The sequence below is a fragment of the Sulfitobacter sp. L-8 genome, from assembly GCF_056859255.1.
Genome location: NZ_JBSXOD010000051.1, coordinates 123990 through 145015, shown reverse-complemented (window position 1 = coordinate 145015; position 21026 = coordinate 123990). Strand labels below are relative to the sequence as shown.

Sequence of the window (21026 nt, the reverse complement as noted above, 5' to 3'; positions counted from 1 at the left end):
AGGTGAGGTGCCTTAGCCTGCCGTATTTTTCCGCAATAGATTGCGCGATCTAGTCAGATAGGTACCAATCTACAGGATAAAGTGATAGCTCGAATATCGCCACAGAGCCTAAAGCGGCTAAATAAGACTCTAAATTTGCGGTTCACGGACACTGGTACCCTTCCTACTGCGAATCGGTACCGTTTCTACCGTATCTAGGCACCTTCAACCCTGTATATGGATGCCCTTAGTCCTGTATGCAGGTCCCTAAACACATTTAAGCCGTTATTAATAAAAGATAATTATTGTCCAAAACTATTAAAGATACTAAAGACTCTACACATTTATACGTTGAGCTACCGTTATTTTCTTCAGTTTGCCGGAAATACAGCGATTCAATTTCACATGAAGCTTGTGATGTGCGATAAATCCTCATCCAAGCGATAATTCTGCATACATCATCGAGAAGTCATGACATTTACTCCCAAAGCTCCGACCCCATCATACTTCAATATTGATCCAGAAGCCGCAGCTGCACGTCTTTCAGAACCCATTGATACCGCAAGGTTCGCGAAAGCGGCCGCGTTTGCCACCAAAGGTCGCGACGATCTTTCTAAGAGAGGATATGCGCCTGACGGCAAAAAACGATTGCGCAAATTCTCTACCTGGGAAGTGTGTCGCTATCTGTTGGACGTGGCTCCCGCTCACCTGCGGCGTGTTTTAAAGGCGCATCCCGAATTGCCGCAAGGTGCCGGGGAGGCTGGGTCAAAATGGTTCGCGCTAGAGGATGTCCTGATACTCAGGGAATACTTTGCGACCGAAGGTGCGTCAAATAAACAATACAAATCTTGGCGGCCGGACGGACTTCCTGCAAAGATCATTTCGGTAGCCAATTTCAAAGGAGGCGTTGGAAAAACTTCTACCTGCGCACATTTGGCCATGTCGGCTGCCTTGGATGGATATCGCGTCTTGGTTATCGACCTTGATAGCCAAGGTTCGTTAACCTCAATTATGGGCGGAGTTGTGCCTGACGAATGGTCGACGGCTTTTCCTTTGCTCGCCAAGGATTTTGCAAACCATCTTCGAGGTGAAAATGCCGTCAGAGCTGCCCGAGGCCAAGCTGAACTTCCTTTGGATGAAACCTTAACCGAGAGCCTTGAGGTTTCGCCGCGAAACCTCATTCAGAACACCCACTGGCCCAATATCGACCTCATTGGAGCCCAGCTGAATCTATACTGGGCCGAGTTTCAGGTGCCTGTTTGGCGCATGCAGGTGCGTTCGTGGCCATTGTGGGATGCATTGACCAATGCGCTCTCATCCGAGGGTATACTGGATGACTACGACCTGATATTCATCGATACACCCCCTGCCCTTGGCTACCTGACAATTAACGCACTCGCTGCGGCGGATATTTTGCTCGTGCCTTTAGGCGCATCATTCTTGGAGTTCGACTCTACGGGGCGGTTTTTTGACATGCTTTATTCGACGTTTGCGAGTATTGAGGAGGGTGAAAATCGCATTCGTCGCCAAGACGGGTTAAGCGAAATGAAATTTGAATGGGACGCGGTACGTGCGTTAATTACCAGATTTGACGCAGGGCAGCAGACCGATTTGGCTAATGTGATTCAGGCCTACTTTGGTGATTTCATGACGACATATCGCCAAGAGGTTACGGCGATGGTTGGACAGGCGGGCGAACAAGTAAACGGCATTTACGAGGCAGACTACCGCGAGTTCAATCGCGATACCTATGTGCGGGGACGCGAGACATTTGATCGGACATGGGCCGAGGTCAAAGAGGTGGTTCTGGGAACGTGGTGGCGTGATCTTCAGGCACTCAAGCAGGAGGAAGAGTAACATGGCAAAGCGTAGGAAACTAGAAGCCCCTTCGGCAGATGATATGAGTCGAATAGAGGAGGAGTTTCGCCGCGAAACCCCCGCTAGGTCTTCGGCAGCCCCAATTGCGCAGGTGGCGGCAGACACAGCGGACGCATATGAAAGCGGAACATTAGAAGAGCGTTCACGCCGGGCTCGCGAAACTACTGAAGCGCAGAAATTCCGCGAAGCTGACGCAGCAGGCTTGATTATCTTGAATCTGCCGATTGACACTATCGAACCTCAGTCGATGCAACGAGACAGGACCGTGCTAGACAGGGAGGCGATGGATGAGCTGGAGTATTCGATAAGCCTTCACGGTGTTCGAATGCCTATCGAAGTTTACGAAATCCGCAGCAGCAGAACTGATAAGCAATACGGTTTGCTGTCAGGATATCGTCGCCTGATTGCGCAGCAGAACCTTTATGCTCGAAGCGCTGAAGCGAAGTTCAAGTCGATTAAAGCTGTCGTACGCGACCCATCGGAAATGGGCGGTGCGTTTGTGGCTATGGTGGAAGAAAATGAAATTCGTCAAGACTTAAGTCATTACGAAAGGGGCCGTATCGCTGCAATTGCCGCGCAGCAGGGTGCGTTTGCAACGACTGAAGACGCAGTGGCACAAATGTTTGCAGCCGCGTCCAAGGCCAAGCGCAGTAAAATTAGATCTTTCGCGATGATTTTCGAAGAGCTCGGCGATCTGCTCGAGTTTCCGGAAACGATCAGAGAAAAAGACGGACTCAGGCTCGCGTCAGCTTTGCGAAACGGTGCCGAAGTAAGTCTCCGAGAGGCGTTAGGGGGAGGGCACGCCACTGGCGCAAAAAGCGAATGGGCAACCATTGAGGCAGTGTTGTCGAACAACGCCAACACACTCCATGATCCAGCGCGGGGCGGGCGCCCCAAGTTAAAACCATCCAAAGTTGACTGGGTCAGTAGCGACAGATTCATTACGCCGTCGGGTGTGACCGTCCAATCAGGGGTAGACGATGAGGGTGCGGTCATTCGGTTGACAGGTAAAGAGGTCTCTCCGCAGCTAATACAAACGGTTATGGCCCTCATGTCCGAAGCTCTAAAGTGATTTGATCTGACGAAGGTAGTGCATCCGGGCTCAGTGCTTTTCGTCTCGGTGATTGTCGGAGCTTGAACGATGTTCAATCAACTTTTCCAAGGTGGAAACCTCATTGTTTAAGTGGGCTGTGTGGCGAGCGTGCTAAATTGGGGATAACGGCCTTTCGAGGGGTCGGCACTAGGGTTTGAGGTAAGGCATTAATGCGTGTGGGGTGTTCTCGGCATTTAACTTGATCTGGCCGGTCTAGATTTTTCAACCTACCGTTTTCTAAAGTCAGGATCTTATCCATGGATTTAAATGAATCGCGGCTGTGCGACATCACGATAATAGTGCGCTTCTCACGCTTTAGATGTACCATAGCATCATCCAGGGCGCGTATTCCGGCAGTGTCCAAGTGAGTATATGGCTCGTCTAGGATAATTAGCTGAGGACGAAATATAAAACATCGTGCCAGCCCGATCAGCTGTATTTGGCCGCATGACAATGGGACTTCGGCACGTTCTCCCACATGGGTTTGGTAACCATGTGGAAGCGATGATATCGCTTCATGTGCACCTGCCAGCTTTGCCGCGGCGGTCACATCAGCAGCGGTGGCTTTCGGGTCAAATCGGGAAACGTTGTCAAACACGGTTGCCGAAAAAAGCGCTGCGTTCTGTGGGAGGTATCCAATGGCGCGCTCCAAGGCCTCTGGAGGGAAGGCGTGCAATGGAACACCGTCAATGAAGATGTCACCAAAATCAGGTTTGATAGCCCCGGAGATAACTTTTGCTAGTAGAGTTTTTCCGGTGGCGGAATGACCAATGATGCCCAGTTGTGTGCCGGGAGGGATGTCGAGGGAAACACCTTGTAAAGGTGGGTTATGTAAACCGCGTACGTTATGGGGGTGAAATACTGTTACTTTACGGAGGGTTATCTGCCCTTTTGATATGGCTGCGGGCCCATGGTTAGCGGGCGTACTCTCAAGGTTGTGGAACCTGCTAAGTTTGCGGTGTGAAATATAGGCGTGACGCACCTCGCGCCATCTGGTGGTAAAATGATCAACTGGAGTCAAAACACGACCCGACAAAATCAGGACCGCCATGATCATCCCCGGCGTAATTTGATCACGGATAACCAGCATTGCCCCAACAGTTAGAAGCACCGTTTGAAGCAGGGCTCTCAAAGTCTTAGTTACCGTCGAAAGTAGTTCAGACGGTAAGCTTGTTTTTTGCGAAAATGCGAGGAATTTGTCATGCATCACTTTCCATCGCTTGCCGGCATGCCGTTGCATCTGCATTGCACTTAATGCCTCCGCTGCATGTCGGGATTTGTCTGAAAATTCATGAAGATTGTGTTGGTGTCGTTGTGCTGCCGCATGCATCGGGCGTACTGTCATTGTGGCAGTCGACGCAGCCAAAGCACCTAGAACAAGCGCCGCGAATACAACGCCTCCTAACCAAGGGTGGATAAAAAATAGGAACAGCAAAAATAACGGCACGAAAGGTAGATCAAATACACTGATTGCTAATGGTCCCGACAGAAATTTAGTTAGTATGCCGAGATCGAGCAAAGGCTCGTCATCATTGGGGCGCTTGCGGGGGCCGGAGCGTATCCAGGCGCGGAAACACTCTTCTCCTAAATCGAGGTTAATTCTTAGAGATATACGAGACAGAATCCGTTGTCTCAGCATGTCAAAGAGAGCAAAAAACCATACAGCGTGACTGCAATAATGAGTAAACCAAATAGGGTAACGACTGAACCCGTTGGTATGACACGATCGTAGACCTGCAGCATGTAAACAGATCCGGTCAGCGTCAGGATGTTAGTAAGTGCGCTTAGAAGCAGTACTAAAAGAAACCCTGATTTCTGTTGGTGGAGCAATCTTGCATATAGGCTTTGCTTTCCAGCTCCATCCATTACTCTCCAGCCTCTCTAAATACTTTTTGACCACCTCATATGGGCTAGGAGGGTTTATGAGAGGAGTCTTTCGATTTTCTATAGAAACGTCGATAAAGCTAAAAATATAATTATTTTCAGTAAGTTGATCTGATGCGCCTCTCAAAGAGGTAAGCGTTGTTATCTATTGCGACGTCTGGAATACGCAAGCGTCGAGTCCGTGCGGCAGTAGGTCAGGTTCGGTGCTCGGGGGGAGATGATGGGCCCAACCTTTGCAGGGGTAGTGACCGCCCCTTTGGTCCCAGTGGTGACAAGCCACATCCCGGAACCGACGATAAAAAACGTTAAACTGTAGATTGCGCCCCAGATATGTACCGTGGTCAATGCGAAGCCCAGCCCTATGACGCAGATTATCCAGGCCTGACGGTGGGCCTTAATTGCTGGAAGGTGATCGAAATTTCGCTGACTGATCCGCCACAATGCCCAACCATACCCGAAAATAAGAAAGGAAAATGCCGGAACGCCGAAGCGCATGGCGATCAATAGCCAAAAATTGTCAATGCTAGGTGTATGCATCCATTCGGGCCGGAGCCAGTCCTTGAAGCCCAAACCGAAAAAGGGTTGCATTTGAATATTAAGCAGCCCCCAGTCAAATATAGTTGATCTCCAATAAGCGCTATGTGCAGAAAAAGTTGCGTAGCTCATAAAGACCTGAAGAGGAGTCCGGTTTGATGCCAGATCGACCGAAACATATGCAGCAAGGATAGTTATTAATAATATCAACCACTTGCGATGAAGGTTGTGAAATATATACGCCCAGGCAATGATCCCCATCTGAAGGAGAATTGACATAATTGCACCACTGGACACCGAGAGAACGGAGCCCAACACAGCACAGCCAAGTAAAACCGATCGAATCCACAGACTGTACGTAGTTTTCAACCCGATGAAGCATAAGGCAGCGGCGAAGGAGTTAAAAAGGCCCCAATGGATTGGATGTTCGAAAGATAATTGTACACGCTCGATCCCAAGACGACGCTGTATCTCCAAGTCGGTAGGAGCCGATATCCAGGGTAATTGATCCAACACCGCGATTACTACCGCAATGCCAGTTAATGCCTCGAATAAAGCGACCGGCAGGCAGACCGCGATCAAAACTCCAAATAGCTTACATAAAGCCACAAAACTTTTCTGATCACGAATATACGCACGGCCTACGAGGTAGCCACCCAAAAACTCGAGCCCAATAGATCCGAAGCTTTGTATAACTCCCGGCGTATCATTTATAATTAGAGCGGTAATGACCCAGGCAATGTGTAGGGTAAAAAGAAGATCTGTGGCCAGCAGCTTGCCGTAACAACCTCGCAGAAGGTTCACGCCAAGAGGTATAATTATGACTATTAAAAAAAGGCGTATTGCAGACAGGTGAAACGATCCAAGCTCAAAGCTGATTGGTAAAATAATAGAAGAAAGGTACACAAAAACCGGAATGGGAAGTGTCGCGGGCATCCGATTGAGCGAGAGGGCAGGGCGGCTTTGTATTGTAAAAGGTTTTGTAGCCCTCATAATCACAAACCTTTTTAGAATAGTCTCGCGTAGGTTTTTTCTAATAAATCCTTAAACGGTTAAGTATTCATGAAGATTAACCCCAGATGCGCACGCATCGCGTGTTCTGCAACAGCTCGCGACCAGTGGTATATCGGCGATATTATGGAATTTTAGCCGGAGAGCGAGCGTATGCAGATGTTAATTGGCGTTGGAGTCAAACTAGGGCAGTTCCCAACGGACGTTAGTTTGGCAGTTCAAACCCCCATACTCGCGCCGCAAGTTTCAGAAGTTAAGCAGGATGGTTGGCAGGCGGTACATGCTGACGCTGTTACGGTCGATGCATTTGGCTCCGACCAAGTGCTGACGGTGCAACGACCTGGATTCGACGTGACCGGGGCACCAAATGTGGTGAACGATCAAATCAGCGTGTCTTCTCGGCTTCGCAACCCTTTCCCCAATCAAGACAGCTTGGCCGACGCGGATGTGGCATTGTCGAACTTTGTTTATGCTGGTGATGTCATCGCAGGGGCAACCAACAACAGCACACGACTTTATCCCAAGCCTATAGCGATGTGGTTGAACCATGATCGAGAACATATAAAGACAGAAATCCATGTCTTGCGTCTAGCTGTTTCGCATGCTTACGCACGTAATTCCCAACCTGTGGCTGCGGTAAAATTCATTGCAAGTGATGGTATTTCAGAGGTTACGCAAACCGTTTCCGACATGGACACGGCACATTATGATGCGTCAGGGTTAACAGTCCCTCATTTCTCTGCAAATTTAAACTTCTCTACTCTGAAAGACAAAGAGCTCGTGACGGTCGATGCTGTGATTTACCCTTGGGTAGGGGAGCCGTTTACTATTTCAACAGACGCTGACCCATATCCGTCGCCTAATTTGACCACCTTGCGGCTCTGGAATGATTTCACCGAAAGTTACGGTACCGGATACGTATATGTTAACGTTGATACCGGCGACGATGCCAGCGGTGTCGTATCAGTTCTAGCCACAGAAGCCGCATTGTCGCCGTTTGCGACGATCCCATCAGCAGTAACTGCCCTAAAGGCGTTCAACGGTACCCAATTCGGCCGTAACAATGATGTCGGGGGGGGTATAGTGCGTCTTGCAGAGGGCACCCACGTCCACGGAAGCATTAAAGCTCAAGGGGAGAGCGCCCATGTTCCGTTGGTTATCGAAGCTGCCGACCCCGCTACTCAAGCGACGACCGTGCTGACTGACGGAGGAAGTAGTATTTTTAATGGTATTCCAGCGTTTTTGAAGCTTCGCCATCTGACATTACGGAAAACCGGTGGAAGTGTGGTTTTTCTGGATAGTGGGGCTACTTCTGCTGAAAACCTGTTGATCACGGAAAACTGTATCTGGGATGCCAACGCGACATCCTATTACGGTGCGTGGGTCTATAGAGTAGGCCGTTTCACCCAGATAAATTGTGGAACTGGGGGGGGAGGAGACCCGAAGCAGGGCAACTCGTTCTCTACCGAAGCAATTATGGTCACTGCTATCGGATGCCAAGGCTGTGCCGGAACCATCACATATCATGCTGTCGGGTGTTCCGATCTACCGGAGTTCACTTTGCGTGAAGCTTTGGGTGCCCGTCCGGCTATGACCGGAGTGTTTCTGGGCTGGAATACGTTTACAAACGGGTCCACGTCAAACCCGATCATAAGCGTAAGTGCCCCGCTCGGACCCCGGGGTTTTGCGTTTGTTGGCAATATCGTCGAAAGTTGGGGCGCGGCAACTAATGCGGGTTTGCGACTGAACGCTGACAGTGATGTGAGCATCACTCAAAATGTTGTTCTACACCATAATACGATTGTCGGTGAACGTGCCAATCTATTGTATCTCGACGGTACAGAGAATGTTGAAAAATCTGCTTATGTGAACTTTAACCTGTTCTCTCGCTTTAACATCAAAGGGGACGTATTCGCGGGGCAGGGTCTAAATGTCGGAAACTGGCCTGTCCGGTATAAGGTGGGATGGTCTGATAATGCCAGTACCGATGGATCGAACAACAGTAGCACTTATGGCCCAGCCTCGTGGTTAGGTGAACTGCCGTCCAGAGGCGAGCTCGTCGGCATCGATCCGGTGTGGGTAAATGACGCCTCGCATAGTGGATCCGGCACCGGTGCGGGTAATTATACACCCACTAATGGTTCGTTACTGCCGGTTTTGACCGAAGAAATGGCTGCGTACAGTTTTGATCTTTTCGGGAACGCACTGACCAGCGGACAATCACGGATTGGAGCGGTAATGCAAGCCGTTTAATGCTTGGGAACCTTTGCAAGCTCGCGCGAATAATAGCGCGGGCTTTTCTACATAATGCCAAGATAATATCGCACAGATCAACGTAACAGGCGCAGCGTAGGCAATATTGATGGTTGGAGGCATCGGACCCCAAAGCCATATTACCAAGCCCTGAATTGGAAATGCGTACACATATATGCCGTAAGAGTAGTCTCCGCTGCGGTTAAAGTTTAACAGGAACTTTTCCGGAAGATGCGCCAGCCAAAACAGGGTGTACGTCAGCGCAAGAACGAGCGCTGGATACGCCAGAGTTGTACCGTTGCCCAAGACAAATGCAGACCAGAATAGTACCACAATGGGTAAAGAGAGGAAAATTACATTACGCCAGAGCCAAAATGCTGTGCCAACTAGAAATGGTAATGCAAGGGCATAGGTTTGAAGTAATTTTGAATGAACATACACCTCAATTACTGGCAATAATATCCAGGAAAGCGCATAGAAGGTGAGCATGATGGAAAGAGTAATTCGTTTCCTGAACGCACCGGCGACGCCCAACACCAAGACGAGACCATAGCAGGCGGCTTCGTGGGCCAGGGTCCATATCGACCCCTCGATCGCAGGATAGGGAAGATCTTCGAAGACTCCGGGCAAGGTGAATTGTGATTGTATCAACGTCAAGTTGCGCAAAAAAAACGTCGCTGTTTCGCGGTCTTGCAGATAATTCCACATTCCGAGTTCACTAGTGAGCGGCCCGATGATGAATCCAACGAAAACAAGCGATACGGCGAGTCCGGGAAACAGGCGTGCAAAGCGGGCGATCAAGAACGATCTGATAGACGCGCGTTGCTCGAAGCTTTTCGTAATTAGAAAACCTGAAAGAGAAAAAAAGATGATTACCGCAATTTCACCTAACGAATACCCAATCAGAGAAGTTAAAGGTTCATCCGTGCCCACCCCCCTGGAAATCGGCCACGCGTGCGATACCAGAACAGCATAAGCTGCTACAAAGCGAATTAAGTTAAAGTGGTTGTTGCGGCCTGAGCAAACATCACCCAGCACGATATGATAACTTAACATGGCGTTAGGATGAAAAATCGTATTGTCATGGTAGCAGAGAAAGCGATTTTTACCAAAATTTGGTTAATTTTTCTCACCTGAGGGCACAGCAACAACTGGTTTGCGAAGATAAATTCGCAACTCCCGCATGTAACATCCTGTTGCAATTAAAAAGGCCAGCGTCATCACGTTGGTCCACCAGCCAAGGTGATACACATGAGAACTGGCCACTAAAGCCAAAGTCATTATCGCCAATGCAAGCGGTGCTATCAGGGGACGTACCGATAACTGCTGACGACGTGAGGCGAGGGTCAAACCTACGGCAAATCCCGCCGCTTCGCCGATTGTGCCGATCCAGATAATTGACACGACATCGCCGCCCTTTTGGGCAATCAGCCAGGCCGCCGGCAAAAGTGCGACTCTTACGACGTTGGCCATAATTTCATTCGTGGTCTGAGCAGCTGACAATGCTACAATTGCACAACCCCCTTCGAATATTCGAAATGCTTGAAGAATCGCGAACCAAATCAGAAACGGGGCCGCTGATTGATACTTGGTACCCAACATCGTTAACAAAAACGGCTTACCGGTAAACGAAATGATTACCACAAAGGCTGACCCTAGCAAAACATGTATTTGTAGCGTCGCCGTTGCTAACGCGGCATAAGATGCGTCGCTTCGCAGAGCCGAGAGCTGTGGGAGGAAAAAGCTCATGGTTGTGCGTGAAACTACCAATGCCGGAAGCAACGTCAGTGATAGTGCAATGGAGAACAGAGCCAATGCCTCCAGCCCGAAGTTATGTCCTATTATCGCCCGTTCTGCATTGAAAACCAAAAACAGCAATGTGCCACTCACCATAACCGGCCAGCCAAAATGTAGGCTCCGTAGAATGGCTTTGGGCTCGATCCTGAACTGGTAATCTCGAATGGCTGCCCAATGTGACACCATCACTGTAAGTCCCGCCTGCACCAGAACTGCAAAAAGCATTAACCGGTAATCTGAATATAGGTGCGAAAGCGGAACCACGGATATTAAAGAGCCGAGTGGCGGAAGGAGCGCCACTATCGCTGAGGGAAAATGTTTCATTTGCCGCGCAAGCCGGTGGATATCGAGATGTATAAACCCAAGAATCACGGGAATTATTGCAATGAACTGGATTGCGCCCACTGTTTGTGGCATATCGAAGAACGATGAAATCGGGTGCGCCAATAGGTATATCGCGCTGCCCGCAAGCAACCCACGCAGAATGGAAACCCCCTGTAGTTTCTGTTGAAACGATTGGCCGTTCCCATCCGACGCCTGTACAATCTGTTGCTGAAAGCCGAGCGCCGAAATCATCTCGACCATCGCAAGCACAAGAGCCAACACGGTGCCAATTCCGAAGTCTTCAAGGCTGATTAGCCGTGAGATTACGATGGTCCGCAGCACCGTCAGAAACGCGCCTCCGAAGTTGCCTATCAATAGTATTCCGATAGACCCAAACATATTGGTCTTTTACGCGAGCTTAACTGCGCGAATGTAATATTGGATCGTGAGGAAGTTACGAAATACACCTAACGTCAACAGATTAAAGGTCTTTTTCTTGGGACCCTCGAAGAAGCCGCGGCAACATTCAACACGCAGGCCGCCGCGCGACATCAATGATTTTGCTGTGTCCTTGACGAACCATCGCAAGTGAGTCCGGTCGAGAATTCCGCTGTCAGCCAAGTCAAATTTTCCCTGAAAAACCAGCGGAACGACAAGACGGTAATTTCGTACGTTTGGAATGCTCGCGATGATACACCCGCCCGGAGCCAACATTGCAGACAACCTGTCGATGACCGCCCAGGGGTCTGTCAGGTGTTCCAGCACATCGAGGCAAAGAATTACATCAAAGAGCTCACAGTTTTGCGCCACTTGATCAAACAAGTCAGCGTCTTCGAGGTCCCCGCTGAAAGTTTGGTCAATTTCCGGCATGCAATCGCTTGCTACCAAGTCTATGACTGTAGCAGTATGTGCCCGCCTTGTCGCCTTCAGATATGCGGAACTTGCACCGATGCCACCGCCGACGTCGAGTACATTTCCGCAACATTGCGGTGCCAGTTTCAATACTTCGTGTCTGACCAGCCCATGATAGGATGCCTTAACATTGTGTTCTACGGTTGGCATTGAGGCCGAGCGAGGTAGATCATAGGGCATCGAATTTGTTCCACTGTTCCAGATGCCTTGACGCATCTGCACCGTTCAACAAAAGCATCATGCGTTTTGTGCGAAACAGCCTTATCCTGACAAGGACAAACCAAGCCGACGCGCGATTGCGCAGTCCCGTGACGCGACTTGAACAGATGATCTGCGCGACGGCCGGTAACGGTGACAGAGCCAATGCCATGGCTTTCATCGCCCAAGTTATGCGCCCCCAGTTAGAGGAGCATTCAGCCCAATCATGTGTAAGCTGGCGATCCCACTTGAGTTGCAACGCGTCAAGAGAAGGGCGGGCAGGGTGGTATACCACCTGCTTTGGAGCGTACCGGATATGATAGCCCTTAAAGCAAGCTCGATGCCCCCATTCGCGATCTTCGGCGACGGTCAGCCCCTTGAACGGACCTATTCTTTCGAAAATGTCACGACGTACGACGAGGTTACCGGTCCCGCAGAACCCTTGACGCTTGATGTAGTGTTCCATGCGATAGGAGAATATGCTTTCATAGGCTTCCACCGCCGTCAGATGATGGGGGTCAACATATGAAATCTTTACGTCACCTCCGGAGATATGCACCCCAGGATCGCGAAAGCTGTTTTCTGCCTCTGCAAGCCAAGTAAGTTCGGGAAAACAGTCAGCATCTATAAATGCCAATAGCTCGCCGGTCGCCTGGGCCGCACCAAGGTTGCGCGCCAGTCCAGGGCCTCGCAAAGGCTGCGATATCAGTGTGACCCACGCAAAGTCCCCGCATATTTCATCAGGAACGGTGTGCGACCCATTGTCGATCACGATGACCTCGTCCGGGATCCTATGACCCGCGCCAAGCGCTGTCAGACATCTTCGCAATTGCTTGCCTTGGTTAAGATGTGGAATGATTACTGAGATTGTTGCTTGTCGAGTGCGGGAATTTTCCATCCCTTCAAAAAAAGCGAAATTGGTAAATTTTTTCCTAATCGTTCCAGTTAACTGCGAAAGCTGCGACGCAACTGCGTGCCTAATGGCGCTATCAGGTAGCTAAGAACTGTGCGTTGCTCGGTATGTAGAAACGCTTCCAGCGGCATTCCAGCAATCAATTTCGTCGTCTTTGGCAAGCTGGCAAGCTCCTCTGGCGATATTTCCAGCGCCACACGATAAAAGACTTCACCGGTCACCCGGTCTGTAATGGCTTCGGGCGATATCGCGCTGACCTTGCCAGACAATGGTAAGGCGTTTTGCCGGGTAAGCGTGCTTAACGTTATCTGCGCTTTTTGATTTTCATGAACAAGGCTGATCGATTGCGGCGATACGCGAGCTTCGAATTCAAAACCTGATTGCTGGGGAATTACATTCATCAACGTTCCGCCGGCAGCTACGATGCCGCCAATCGTCGTAACTTGCAGTTCGTGCACAATGCCATCAACAGGTGCGCGAATATTCACGCGTTCCAGCTGGGCCTGACGTGCAATGATTGCCATCTTCAGCTCATGAAATTCCGCTGTCACTTCGTGGCGTTCCGTCGCGACCTGTTCCTGAAAGCGCTGCTCGTTTTGCAAGAGTTCCAGAGAAAACTCCCATTTGCGGTGCTTTAGGTTGGCAAGCTCCGCCTGTCTGCCCGCCAATTCGCCGCTCAATGCAGCACGTTGGCGACGTATTTGGGTTAGCTGCGTTTGCCGCGACAGGCCTTTGGCGACCAAAGCTACAGCGGATTGCAGATCCTCATCAAGATACGCTATCTGCTTCTCCAACGCTTCTATCTGTTCAGTGTAACCTTTGGTTTGGGTTTCTATTGCTTTGACGTTGCTTTCCATGCGCTCGCGCAGGCTAGTGCGTATCTTGGCACGGGTGGAAAAGATTTCCTGTTGCCCCGCCATGGCCTTGATTTTGCGAGCCTGAGCGACTTCAAAGGGTAGGCTTTGGAAGTCGAAACTGATTTCTTTTGCGTTGGTGCTTTCAGCCTCCAGCCTTGCTTGTCGGCTTGAGACGTCCACGAGCCGGGTGCGCGCCATTTCAAGGTTGATCTGCAAGAATGTCGGATCGAGGCGGGCGATAATCTGACCAGCTTGGACAGTGTCACCATTGCGCACACTCAGTTCTGAAACGACACCGCCATCAAGTGATTGAACGACTTTGGGTTTGCCAGCAACTTCAACCCGGCCGTGGGCGATCACGGCACCACTAATTTCTGTCGTAGCGGCCCATCCGCCCAAAACGCCAATCAGAAGGATTATGGACACTACGGCAACGGTGATCAGCCCGCGTAGGCTGGTTTCCGGTTTCGAGAGTTCTGGTTCGTGCATTGGGCGTCCTTCCGGTTTCGGCAACGAAATATGGCATTGCCTGTTTGGTCAGAAAGGCCAGACCGACGTGTCAGGAAGGGGGCGAAATAACGGCATCAATGAGGATCAGAGCGACGGGATCGATCCAACGCGTCAACCTCGCCTTCGCCAAACGACAAGTGAGACACAGAGATCAAGTCGAAGGACATCCCAAACCTGACATCAAAAACATCAATAATTTCAACGCGACAGGCTCTTGCTGTATCGCGCGCCTTGGTCTGGATATGGCTGGGATAATGAATTTTTGAAAACCCATTTGATGCCGTCGATACGTGCATTCGGGCAAAAACTTATCTCTATCAAATCTAAGGCTAAACTGAATTAAATATCCTTTAAAGACCTATAAAAACCAAGGATAAAATCGCGTTTAACCCACCTTTAAGCAAAATAAACTTTCCCGCTCATAAGAACTGTGGTCATGTAAAAGAAAAAAAGTAGGCAGGCAATGACGATATCTTATGCAGCAGCGAGGAATGCACCCTTGTTGGCGTTGGAAGACGAGAGGGTGTTATTGAAACATTGGCAGGTCAGCAAAGATCAATGTGCTCTTAAATCTCTCGTGCTTTCCCACGCAAGAATTGTTTTTTACTGGGCGCGAAAGCTGAGCGACGACCAGACAGAAAGAGAGGATCTGGTGTCGGAGGGTATATTGGGCTTGATCCATGCCGCTGATTTGTTTGATCTTGACCGCGATGTGCGATTTTCAACCTATGCAAGGTGGTGGGTGAAAAACGCGACGATGACAGCCCGGGACCAGCTCCGGGCCGTGGTGGAAACCCCTGCCGGCACTCAGAATTCGACGCAGCATTCGATTGATGACGAAGACAGCTTCGCTACGCTCGTGTCGGACGATCCTAATCCGGAAGAAACCGTCATTGCGCGGTCCACTCAGGACCTCCTGCGCTCCCGCCTCCAAGATGCCATGACTGTTCTGGAGGACACCGACCGCGAAGTCCTATATTCAAGAGCCCTCAAGCAGCCGCCCGAGAGCATTCAGTGCTTGGCTGCCCGTCTGGGAATAAACAGCACCAAGCTAAGGCAGATCGAACGACGTGCCATGTCTCGGCTTAAGTTCGAATTGGCTACACGCGGTATCTTAACCAGTAAGGTGCATTGATATGAACTTTACTTTGCCAGCCACCATGACAGCCGCCAAGCCAGTTGAGATGACAAAGCTCGGGGGCCAAGTTCCTGGGGGCTTTGAAATGCTGTTGGATACAGCTCTCCAAGGTCAGGCGGCTTCTGGTGAAACAATAGAGCTGACCGGGTTCACCAGCCTGGATGAACAAGACCTGATCAGCGCCGAAGTGCAGGGCGGCTTTGCGCTGTTCCCTGCTCTTTTTGCGGAACAGACGGTTTTGACATCCGGCAACACGGTTATGACATCTGGCAATACGATTTTGACACCTGGCAATGGAATTTTGGGCGAAAGCCTGAATGTCGGCGCGGCCAGCAATAATGGCCAAGCGATTGCGACAGTTGCTTCATTGGGACCGCAAGCAGTGGCGACGCCAATAGCGGTCTCACCCCCCCTGATTGGAGGGTCGTTTGATGGAGCCCTGGCAGGTGAGGGCACTCCAGAAAAAATGTCGACGGGATCGGGACTGCAGACTGCTTCGACCACTGGTGTGCAAGCCGTGATGGCGCAGACCGTTCAAGCTTCGTCCTCACCGCTCGTGCCGGGTATAAAAACTGCTCAAACCGATATTGTAGCGCCCGTGCCAACGGCTCTGGTACATAACCCGACGCAGACCCTGACACCCGAAATTACTCCGGATACGGCAACACCTAAGGTATGGGCACCTTTTCCAGCAAGCGGACAGGTTATATCCGGTCTACCTTCCGAGATCTCTTCACTGTCGGGCGTTCAGAACAACTCCGGTGTCGCTGCGGTTGTCGCCCCGCAGACCCTCCAGGCCATTGAGCCGAAAGGCAAAGGATTGCTCGCCAGCCGACCCGTTGCTGAGCAGACCAAACTGGGCATACCTCTCGTGACTCCAAAAATAGGCAGTACACAACCCACTGTGACGGACCCCGAAGCTACAACCGCCAAACCCGTAAAGGGACAGTTCAACACGAGCGATACGAATTCGTTTTTGAATTCATTATCGCAAGGGGGCAAGGCAATTGCCGAGGTGTCGTCTTTGATGCCTGCGGTGGAAACACGCGAGTTGCCCCGCCCGGTGGAGCCAGGGGCCTCACTGCTTCCCGATCAGGTGAGTCAGATCAAAGCTTCCGGTCCGTTGGAAGAGGCAATCAAGCCCCAGCCAAAGCCGTTTGCACAGGCGTTGGTTGCTCAGGTCAAGGCGGTGGACGTCAAAGAAGGGCGAACATCCGTGAGTCTGCATCCGCGTGGATTGGGACAGATCGAGATTGATATCGTCACCGACAAAGACAGCTCTTTGCGCGTGGTCGTGAGAGTGGAAAATCCGATGGTTCTTCAAACGTTGCGCGATGAACGCCAGATGCTGGCGACGGCAATGGGGTTGACCGACGCCGGGTCTTTTGACTTTGAACAAGGCTTTTCAGGCGATTCCAATCAGGGTAAACACGGTCAGTCGGCCCAGGCACACGGCGACGACGTTGGTTTTGCTGGCGCTTCATCGGGTATACGCCACGAGGATGTCGTGGCAGACAACCAACTAAATATTCTCACTTAAGGAGAAGTGAATCATGCTTACCAGCCCAACATTGCTTAGCAATATGACAGCGGCCAATAAGAACTCAGCCAGCGATTCATTGTCTCAACTGGGAAATGATTACAATAAGTTCCTGACCTTGCTGACGGCACAAATACAGAACCAAGACCCGCTTGAACCCGTGGACAGTACGCAATTTGTGGCGCAGCTCGCACAGCTTTCGCAGGTTGAACAGGCCGTGCAGACAAATACACAGCTTGAAACCGTATCAAGCCAGATCAGCGGATTGCTCAATTTAGGGGGTACGGATCTGTTGGGTCGCGACGTGACAATCCAATCCGATACGGTGATGTTAAAGAATGGAGCCACGGCTACTACCTACGAGGTAGGTGAGGCCGCTTCGGAAGTCACGGCAAAGATCATCGATCCCTTAGGGCGTACCATTCGTACTATTACCGGACTATCGGTGCTTTCTGGTACGCAAAACCAGTTGGGTTGGGATGGGAAAGATGATTACGGCAACCCTCAACTGGATGGAATATACACCGTGCAACTGGCAGCCAAAAATACCGCTGGCGAAGCAGTCAACGTCCAGGCATCCCGTAGCGCGCGGGTTGAAGACGTCAGGTTTCAGGAAGGCGAAATCGTGTTCGGGTTGGACGGAGGAGAAACCGCATCATCCGTAACGGTTAAATCCGCACGATAGTCTAAGCATCAGCATCCTATTCCCGCGCGGTCACATTGGCGTGGAAACTATTTAACCGTGCGGTTCTGACCGAGGGAAAGGTAACATAAAGCTTGCGGACAATTTGCGAAGTTAGCTCTGCCTGGCGAGCTTCTGCCTCGTGAGGTTGTGCTAAGTTTGGATCAGTTTCGGCAAGCTCGGAAATAGCTGTCACAGTAGCATCGCGTAGCCTGGCCCGTCCTACTGCTCCGTTCAGGCTTTGAAACGCGGAAGCGCCCATGATGTACACATCCAAATCGAACACCAGATGCAGTACCTTGCGGTTCTGTGTGATCTGCATGGTAAATTTGCCCAAGGGCATGTTGAACAGCAGGTCCTGCTTGTCCGATGCGTTCGGGTCGGATTTAGCCGCTCTGACAGGACGCAAATAGCCTTCGCCGAAATACCCCAACGCGCCTGCACCGATGACGCACATGATCAGGATGAGGTATTTCATCAACGGCGCCTTGTGTCAGTAGGGCAAGATGACTTCAAGAATATCCTGCCCATAACGTGCGGTCTGAACGGTCGAAATCTGCCCGCGTCCGCCATAGGTGATCCGTGCTTCGGCGATCTTGTCATAGTCGATCGTGTTGTCGACGTTGATATCAGACTGACGAATGATACCGGCAATACGAAGCTCGCGCAGCTCGGCGTTGACCTTGACCTCTTGTCTGCCCGCAATAACGAAGTTTCCATTCGGTAAAGTCTGGATAATCAGCGCCGCCACCCGCAAACGGATCGATTCATTCCGGCGTATCGACCCTTCGCCGTTCGCAGATGAATTGCTTTCCAGCCCCAGAACCTTGCCGCTGCTGGTCGACAAGTTGAAATCCAATATGTCCGGATCAGACACGCCTTGGGTTGATGATCGGCTGCGGCCTGTCGCGTTTTGCAGCTGAGCACGATCGTTGATATCAATCAGCACAGTGACCAGATCACCGACATCCTCCGCGCGACGGTCTTGGAACAGCTGCGGGGTTTTTGCGCCCCAAAGGCTTGCGGCTTCCGCGCGTTTTGGCGGCTGAACCGGTGCAGGGATCGGCATGGGAATACTGATCCTGTTGACCTCACCCATTGCTTCGGGGCTAAGCGACAGGTCACTGACCGTGGGGTTGTGCGTTTCTTTGAAATCTCCGCAGCCACTGATCGTTAATGCAATGAACGACAGCATGATACCTGCGCGGCGCGGAAAACGGATTTTTCTCATTGTATAACCTCAACGACACCAGCGGCTGTGGCGATGGTGGACAATGCTTTGTTACTTGAAAGGTTGACGACGCGAAGTTCCTGACCCTTGGACGCATCGTCCAACGCCCTGCCTTTCGCGGTTAGCTGCAAACCACCGTGATTAAGCCTGATCTTTACCTTTTCCCCGCGGTTGATGATGCGGGGCGGCATGACAGAATTACGCGGAACCGGGCGCCCGGCCACCAGCATTCGGCGCACCTGTTGCCCGACGAGATCCTGAAAGTTCTCGATTGCGTAGGTGCCGATCCTTTGCAGCGGCATTGCGACCAATGCAACATCTTCGCTGCGGACAATTTCATCGGGCGCTATGCGTCTGGTCGGGACGGGAACGGACAGCGTGACCATCGCTATGCCCCACACCCGCTGTGTCAGATTGTCTTCTGTCGCGACATTGGCGATGAACTGGCCGGTATCGGCGTCCATCCAGAATTCCTGTATGAAGTTACCGCGTTCGATCATGCCTTTTGCCATTCGGATGTCGATTTGGGCGTCCGCCGGCAGCCTCGCACCCAGTTCTGCGATTGCACGTTCCTCGATCAACTCGGGTACGGATACACTTTGTGCGGCCACGGATGACGCGAAAAAGCCTACAGCAACAAGCTGTAGAACCATCACCAAAGCTGCCCTGATACGCATCATCGTGCTATGTCCCGTTATTTGATTTGGTTGGTGGTTGTCATGATCTGATCGGCGGTCTCAATGGCTTTTGAATTCATCTCATAGGCGCGCTGCGCTGAAATCAGGTCAGTTATCTGCTGGATGATATTCACGTTCGATTGTTCCAGATATCCTTGACGGGTAATGCCGACGCCGGGCGTGCCGGGGGTGGATTGCACGGCCTCGCCAGAAGCTGAAGTCTGTTCCATAAGATTGTCGCCGACAGGTTTGAGACCGGCTTCGTTTAGGAATGTCGCAAAGTTAAGCTGCCCCAGCTCTACCGGATTGGGGTTGTTTTCGACATATGCCATCACCACGCCAAATTGATTGATCTCAACTTGGCGGGTCAACTCAGGCACAACGATGGCGGGTTCAACTTCATACCCGTTGAGCGTGACCAGTTGGCCCTGAGCGCTAAGTTGGAAATTGCCGTCACGGGTAAAAGCTTGGCTGCCATCAGGACGATTGACAACAAAATAGCCGCGACCCTCGATTGCCAGATCCAACTGATTTTCGGTCTGTATCAACCCGCCTTGCGCATTGTGACGGATAACCCCTGCCGCTTGGACGCCCAGGCCGATATCGGTACCTACCGGGCGGGCCGTCCCGGATGCTGATGTCAAGGAACCCGCGCTGTTGAAGCTTTGATAAACAAGGTCCTGAAAGGCAGCGCGGCCGCTTTTAAAGCCCGTCGTATTGGCGTTCGCGATGTTGTTGGCGATGACATCCACGTTGGTTTGCTGTGCCAACATCCCTGTTGCCGCGATCCCGAGTGCTTTCATCGTATGCTCCTAAATAACGCGATTATACGCGCCCAAGTTTCTGGATTGCTGTCCGCGTCAGATCGTCATCCGACCCCATCAGTTTGACCGCATTGTCATATGCGCGCTGAATGTCGATAAGTCGGGTCATCTCAAGAACGGCTTTGACGTTGCTGCCTTCGACGAAACCCTGTTTGATGACGGGGGTCGCTGACTGTTGGGGCACGCCGGCACCTTCAGGCAGTTGATACATCCCCCCACCAATGGGCAACATGCCTGCTGCGTCGTTGATATTCACCACCGCGATGGTCCCGAGCACCGCGCCCGCCGGGTTTGTAAGTGTGCCGCCTGTCGAAATCAGTACGTCATCGCCCACGTCATCGGGTAATTGAACAGGCCCGCCACCAATACCCAGAAGCGGCATGCCGCCTGACGTCTTTAGTTGCCCGTCGACATCCACCACCAGACTGCCGTGTCGGCTATAACCGGTTCCGCCTCCGGGCAGTTGGTACGCCAGCCAGCCTTCGCCGGATATCGCGATGTCAAACGGGTTGCCAGTCGGGGTGAGCGGCCCGCTTTCCAGTTCCAGATAGGTGCCCTTGTCGCGTACATAGCTTACGCTTGAATCTCCGTTGCCGTCCGGCACCGATTCAATAAGGGGGTGGATCGCCTTGTACCCCGATGTGGAAGAGTTGGCGAGGTTATGCGCTGTGGAGTCCATGTTGCGTGCGAGCGCGGTCGCCTGAGAGAGGGACACATACGTGATATTTGTCATTCAGCTCTCCGCTTGTTGGTTGGACATCAAAGCAATGTCTGGATGAGACATTCTGTTG

General features: G+C 51.4%; 18 protein-coding genes. 6 read left to right on the top strand and 12 right to left on the bottom strand.

Translation table 11 applies throughout. The features are described from left to right. The first annotated feature begins 450 nt into the window (after window positions 1-450). Both AC13DE_RS11735 and AC13DE_RS11730 read left to right on the top strand, forming a co-directional pair. Window positions 451-1836, top strand: coding sequence for an AAA family ATPase (locus AC13DE_RS11735; protein WP_446295182.1), 1386 nt, complete (start codon window positions 451-453; stop codon window positions 1834-1836). 1 nt (window position 1837) lies between these two features. Beyond that, complete coding sequence (locus AC13DE_RS11730) at window positions 1838-2929, top strand: ParB/RepB/Spo0J family partition protein (RefSeq protein ID WP_483047939.1); 1092 nt, start codon at window positions 1838-1840, stop codon at window positions 2927-2929. A gap of 100 nt (window positions 2930-3029) precedes the next feature. Here the strand turns inward: AC13DE_RS11730 and AC13DE_RS11725 are convergent, their stop codons facing one another. Next, window positions 3030-4469: an ATP-binding cassette domain-containing protein gene (locus tag AC13DE_RS11725; RefSeq protein WP_483047938.1), complete on the bottom strand. Its 1440-nt coding sequence runs from the start codon at window positions 4467-4469 to the stop codon at window positions 3030-3032. Between the two features lie 506 nt (window positions 4470-4975). Next, window positions 4976-6361 carry an O-antigen ligase family protein gene (locus tag AC13DE_RS11720; protein WP_483047937.1) on the bottom strand — a complete coding sequence of 462 codons (1386 nt, stop codon included), beginning with the start codon at window positions 6359-6361 and terminating at the stop codon, window positions 4976-4978. Between the two features lie 228 nt (window positions 6362-6589). On the opposite strand from AC13DE_RS11720, the gene AC13DE_RS11715 reads away from it, so the two are divergent. Beyond that, a complete protein-coding gene (locus tag AC13DE_RS11715) occupies window positions 6590-8632 on the top strand; it encodes a hypothetical protein (protein WP_483047936.1) in 2043 nt (680 codons plus the stop codon). On the opposite strand, the gene AC13DE_RS11710 is transcribed toward AC13DE_RS11715, so the two are convergent. The 5 genes from AC13DE_RS11710 to AC13DE_RS11690 form a co-directional block, all read right to left on the bottom strand. Continuing rightward, window positions 8600-9670 (bottom strand): acyltransferase family protein, encoded by a 1071-nt coding sequence (locus AC13DE_RS11710; RefSeq protein ID WP_483047935.1) that lies wholly within the window; start codon window positions 9668-9670, stop codon window positions 8600-8602. The genes AC13DE_RS11715 and AC13DE_RS11710 overlap by 33 nt on opposite strands. Window positions 9671-9751: 81 nt before the next feature. Beyond that, window positions 9752-11152 (bottom strand): oligosaccharide flippase family protein, encoded by a 1401-nt coding sequence (locus AC13DE_RS11705; RefSeq protein ID WP_483047934.1) that lies wholly within the window; start codon window positions 11150-11152, stop codon window positions 9752-9754. Between the two features lie 9 nt (window positions 11153-11161). Beyond that, window positions 11162-11845 (bottom strand): class I SAM-dependent methyltransferase, encoded by a 684-nt coding sequence (locus AC13DE_RS11700; protein WP_446295175.1) that lies wholly within the window; start codon window positions 11843-11845, stop codon window positions 11162-11164. Continuing rightward, entirely contained in the window at window positions 11835-12761 is a 927-nt protein-coding gene (locus tag AC13DE_RS11695) for a glycosyltransferase family 2 protein (protein WP_483047933.1), read from the bottom strand. Before AC13DE_RS11695 ends, AC13DE_RS11700 begins: the two co-directional genes overlap by 11 nt. Before the next feature lie 47 nt (window positions 12762-12808). Then, on the bottom strand, window positions 12809-14122 hold the full coding sequence (locus tag AC13DE_RS11690; RefSeq protein ID WP_483047932.1) for an HlyD family type I secretion periplasmic adaptor subunit: 1314 nt from the start codon (window positions 14120-14122) through the stop codon (window positions 12809-12811). A 484-nt stretch (window positions 14123-14606) separates the two neighbouring features. On the opposite strand from AC13DE_RS11690, the gene AC13DE_RS11685 reads away from it, so the two are divergent. From AC13DE_RS11685 to AC13DE_RS11675, 3 genes are read left to right on the top strand one after another with little or no spacing between them, the layout of a single operon-like run. Beyond that, a complete protein-coding gene (locus tag AC13DE_RS11685; RefSeq protein ID WP_483047931.1) occupies window positions 14607-15278 on the top strand; it encodes a sigma-70 family RNA polymerase sigma factor in 672 nt (223 codons plus the stop codon). A 1-nt stretch (window position 15279) separates the two neighbouring features. Then, entirely contained in the window at window positions 15280-16821 is a 1542-nt protein-coding gene (locus AC13DE_RS11680; RefSeq protein ID WP_483047930.1) for a flagellar hook-length control protein FliK, read from the top strand. A 13-nt stretch (window positions 16822-16834) separates the two neighbouring features. Then, on the top strand, window positions 16835-17506 hold the full coding sequence (locus tag AC13DE_RS11675; protein WP_483047929.1) for a flagellar hook assembly protein FlgD: 672 nt from the start codon (window positions 16835-16837) through the stop codon (window positions 17504-17506). Window positions 17507-17522: 16 nt separating this feature from the next. Here AC13DE_RS11675 and AC13DE_RS11670 read toward each other — a convergent pair whose 3' ends face one another. From AC13DE_RS11670 to AC13DE_RS11650, 5 genes are read right to left on the bottom strand one after another with little or no spacing between them, the layout of a single operon-like run. Further along, window positions 17523-17981 carry a flagellar biosynthesis protein FlgH gene (locus AC13DE_RS11670; RefSeq protein ID WP_446313088.1) on the bottom strand — a complete coding sequence of 153 codons (459 nt, stop codon included), beginning with the start codon at window positions 17979-17981 and terminating at the stop codon, window positions 17523-17525. 15 nt (window positions 17982-17996) lie between these two features. Continuing rightward, entirely contained in the window at window positions 17997-18734 is a 738-nt protein-coding gene (locus tag AC13DE_RS11665; RefSeq protein WP_483047928.1) for a flagellar basal body L-ring protein FlgH, read from the bottom strand. Continuing rightward, window positions 18731-19414 (bottom strand): flagellar basal body P-ring formation chaperone FlgA, encoded by a 684-nt coding sequence (gene flgA, locus AC13DE_RS11660; protein ID WP_483047927.1) that lies wholly within the window; start codon window positions 19412-19414, stop codon window positions 18731-18733. The genes AC13DE_RS11665 and flgA overlap by 4 nt, the downstream gene beginning before the upstream one ends. A 14-nt stretch (window positions 19415-19428) precedes the next feature. Continuing rightward, on the bottom strand, window positions 19429-20214 hold the full coding sequence (flgG, locus tag AC13DE_RS11655) for a flagellar basal-body rod protein FlgG (protein ID WP_483047926.1): 786 nt from the start codon (window positions 20212-20214) through the stop codon (window positions 19429-19431). Window positions 20215-20236: 22 nt separating this feature from the next. Further along, complete coding sequence (locus AC13DE_RS11650) at window positions 20237-20968, bottom strand: flagellar hook-basal body complex protein (RefSeq protein WP_446295165.1); 732 nt, start codon at window positions 20966-20968, stop codon at window positions 20237-20239. Window positions 20969-21026: the final 58 nt, after the last annotated feature.

What these genes read in the sequence shown, in the direction of transcription:
- AC13DE_RS11735 (WP_446295182.1), top strand. Translation starts at nt 451, where the DNA reads ATGACATTTACTCCCAAAGCTCCGACCCCATCATACTTCAATATTGAT.
- AC13DE_RS11685 (WP_483047931.1), top strand. Translation starts at nt 14,607, where the DNA reads ATGACGATATCTTATGCAGCAGCGAGGAATGCACCCTTGTTGGCGTTG.
- AC13DE_RS11730 (WP_483047939.1), top strand. Translation starts at nt 1,838, where the DNA reads ATGGCAAAGCGTAGGAAACTAGAAGCCCCTTCGGCAGATGATATGAGT.
- AC13DE_RS11695 (WP_483047933.1), bottom strand. Translation starts at nt 12,761, where the DNA reads ATGGAAAATTCCCGCACTCGACAAGCAACAATCTCAGTAATCATTCCA.
- AC13DE_RS11665 (WP_483047928.1), bottom strand. Translation starts at nt 18,734, where the DNA reads ATGAGAAAAATCCGTTTTCCGCGCCGCGCAGGTATCATGCTGTCGTTC.
- AC13DE_RS11720 (WP_483047937.1), bottom strand. Translation starts at nt 6,361, where the DNA reads ATGAGGGCTACAAAACCTTTTACAATACAAAGCCGCCCTGCCCTCTCG.
- AC13DE_RS11705 (WP_483047934.1), bottom strand. Translation starts at nt 11,152, where the DNA reads ATGTTTGGGTCTATCGGAATACTATTGATAGGCAACTTCGGAGGCGCG.
- AC13DE_RS11670 (WP_446313088.1), bottom strand. Translation starts at nt 17,981, where the DNA reads ATGAAATACCTCATCCTGATCATGTGCGTCATCGGTGCAGGCGCGTTG.
- flgA (WP_483047927.1), bottom strand. Translation starts at nt 19,414, where the DNA reads ATGATGCGTATCAGGGCAGCTTTGGTGATGGTTCTACAGCTTGTTGCT.
- AC13DE_RS11650 (WP_446295165.1), bottom strand. Translation starts at nt 20,968, where the DNA reads ATGACAAATATCACGTATGTGTCCCTCTCTCAGGCGACCGCGCTCGCA.
- AC13DE_RS11675 (WP_483047929.1), top strand. Translation starts at nt 16,835, where the DNA reads ATGCTTACCAGCCCAACATTGCTTAGCAATATGACAGCGGCCAATAAG.
- AC13DE_RS11700 (WP_446295175.1), bottom strand. Translation starts at nt 11,845, where the DNA reads ATGCCCTATGATCTACCTCGCTCGGCCTCAATGCCAACCGTAGAACAC.
- flgG (WP_483047926.1), bottom strand. Translation starts at nt 20,214, where the DNA reads ATGAAAGCACTCGGGATCGCGGCAACAGGGATGTTGGCACAGCAAACC.
- AC13DE_RS11690 (WP_483047932.1), bottom strand. Translation starts at nt 14,122, where the DNA reads ATGCACGAACCAGAACTCTCGAAACCGGAAACCAGCCTACGCGGGCTG.
- AC13DE_RS11680 (WP_483047930.1), top strand. Translation starts at nt 15,280, where the DNA reads ATGAACTTTACTTTGCCAGCCACCATGACAGCCGCCAAGCCAGTTGAG.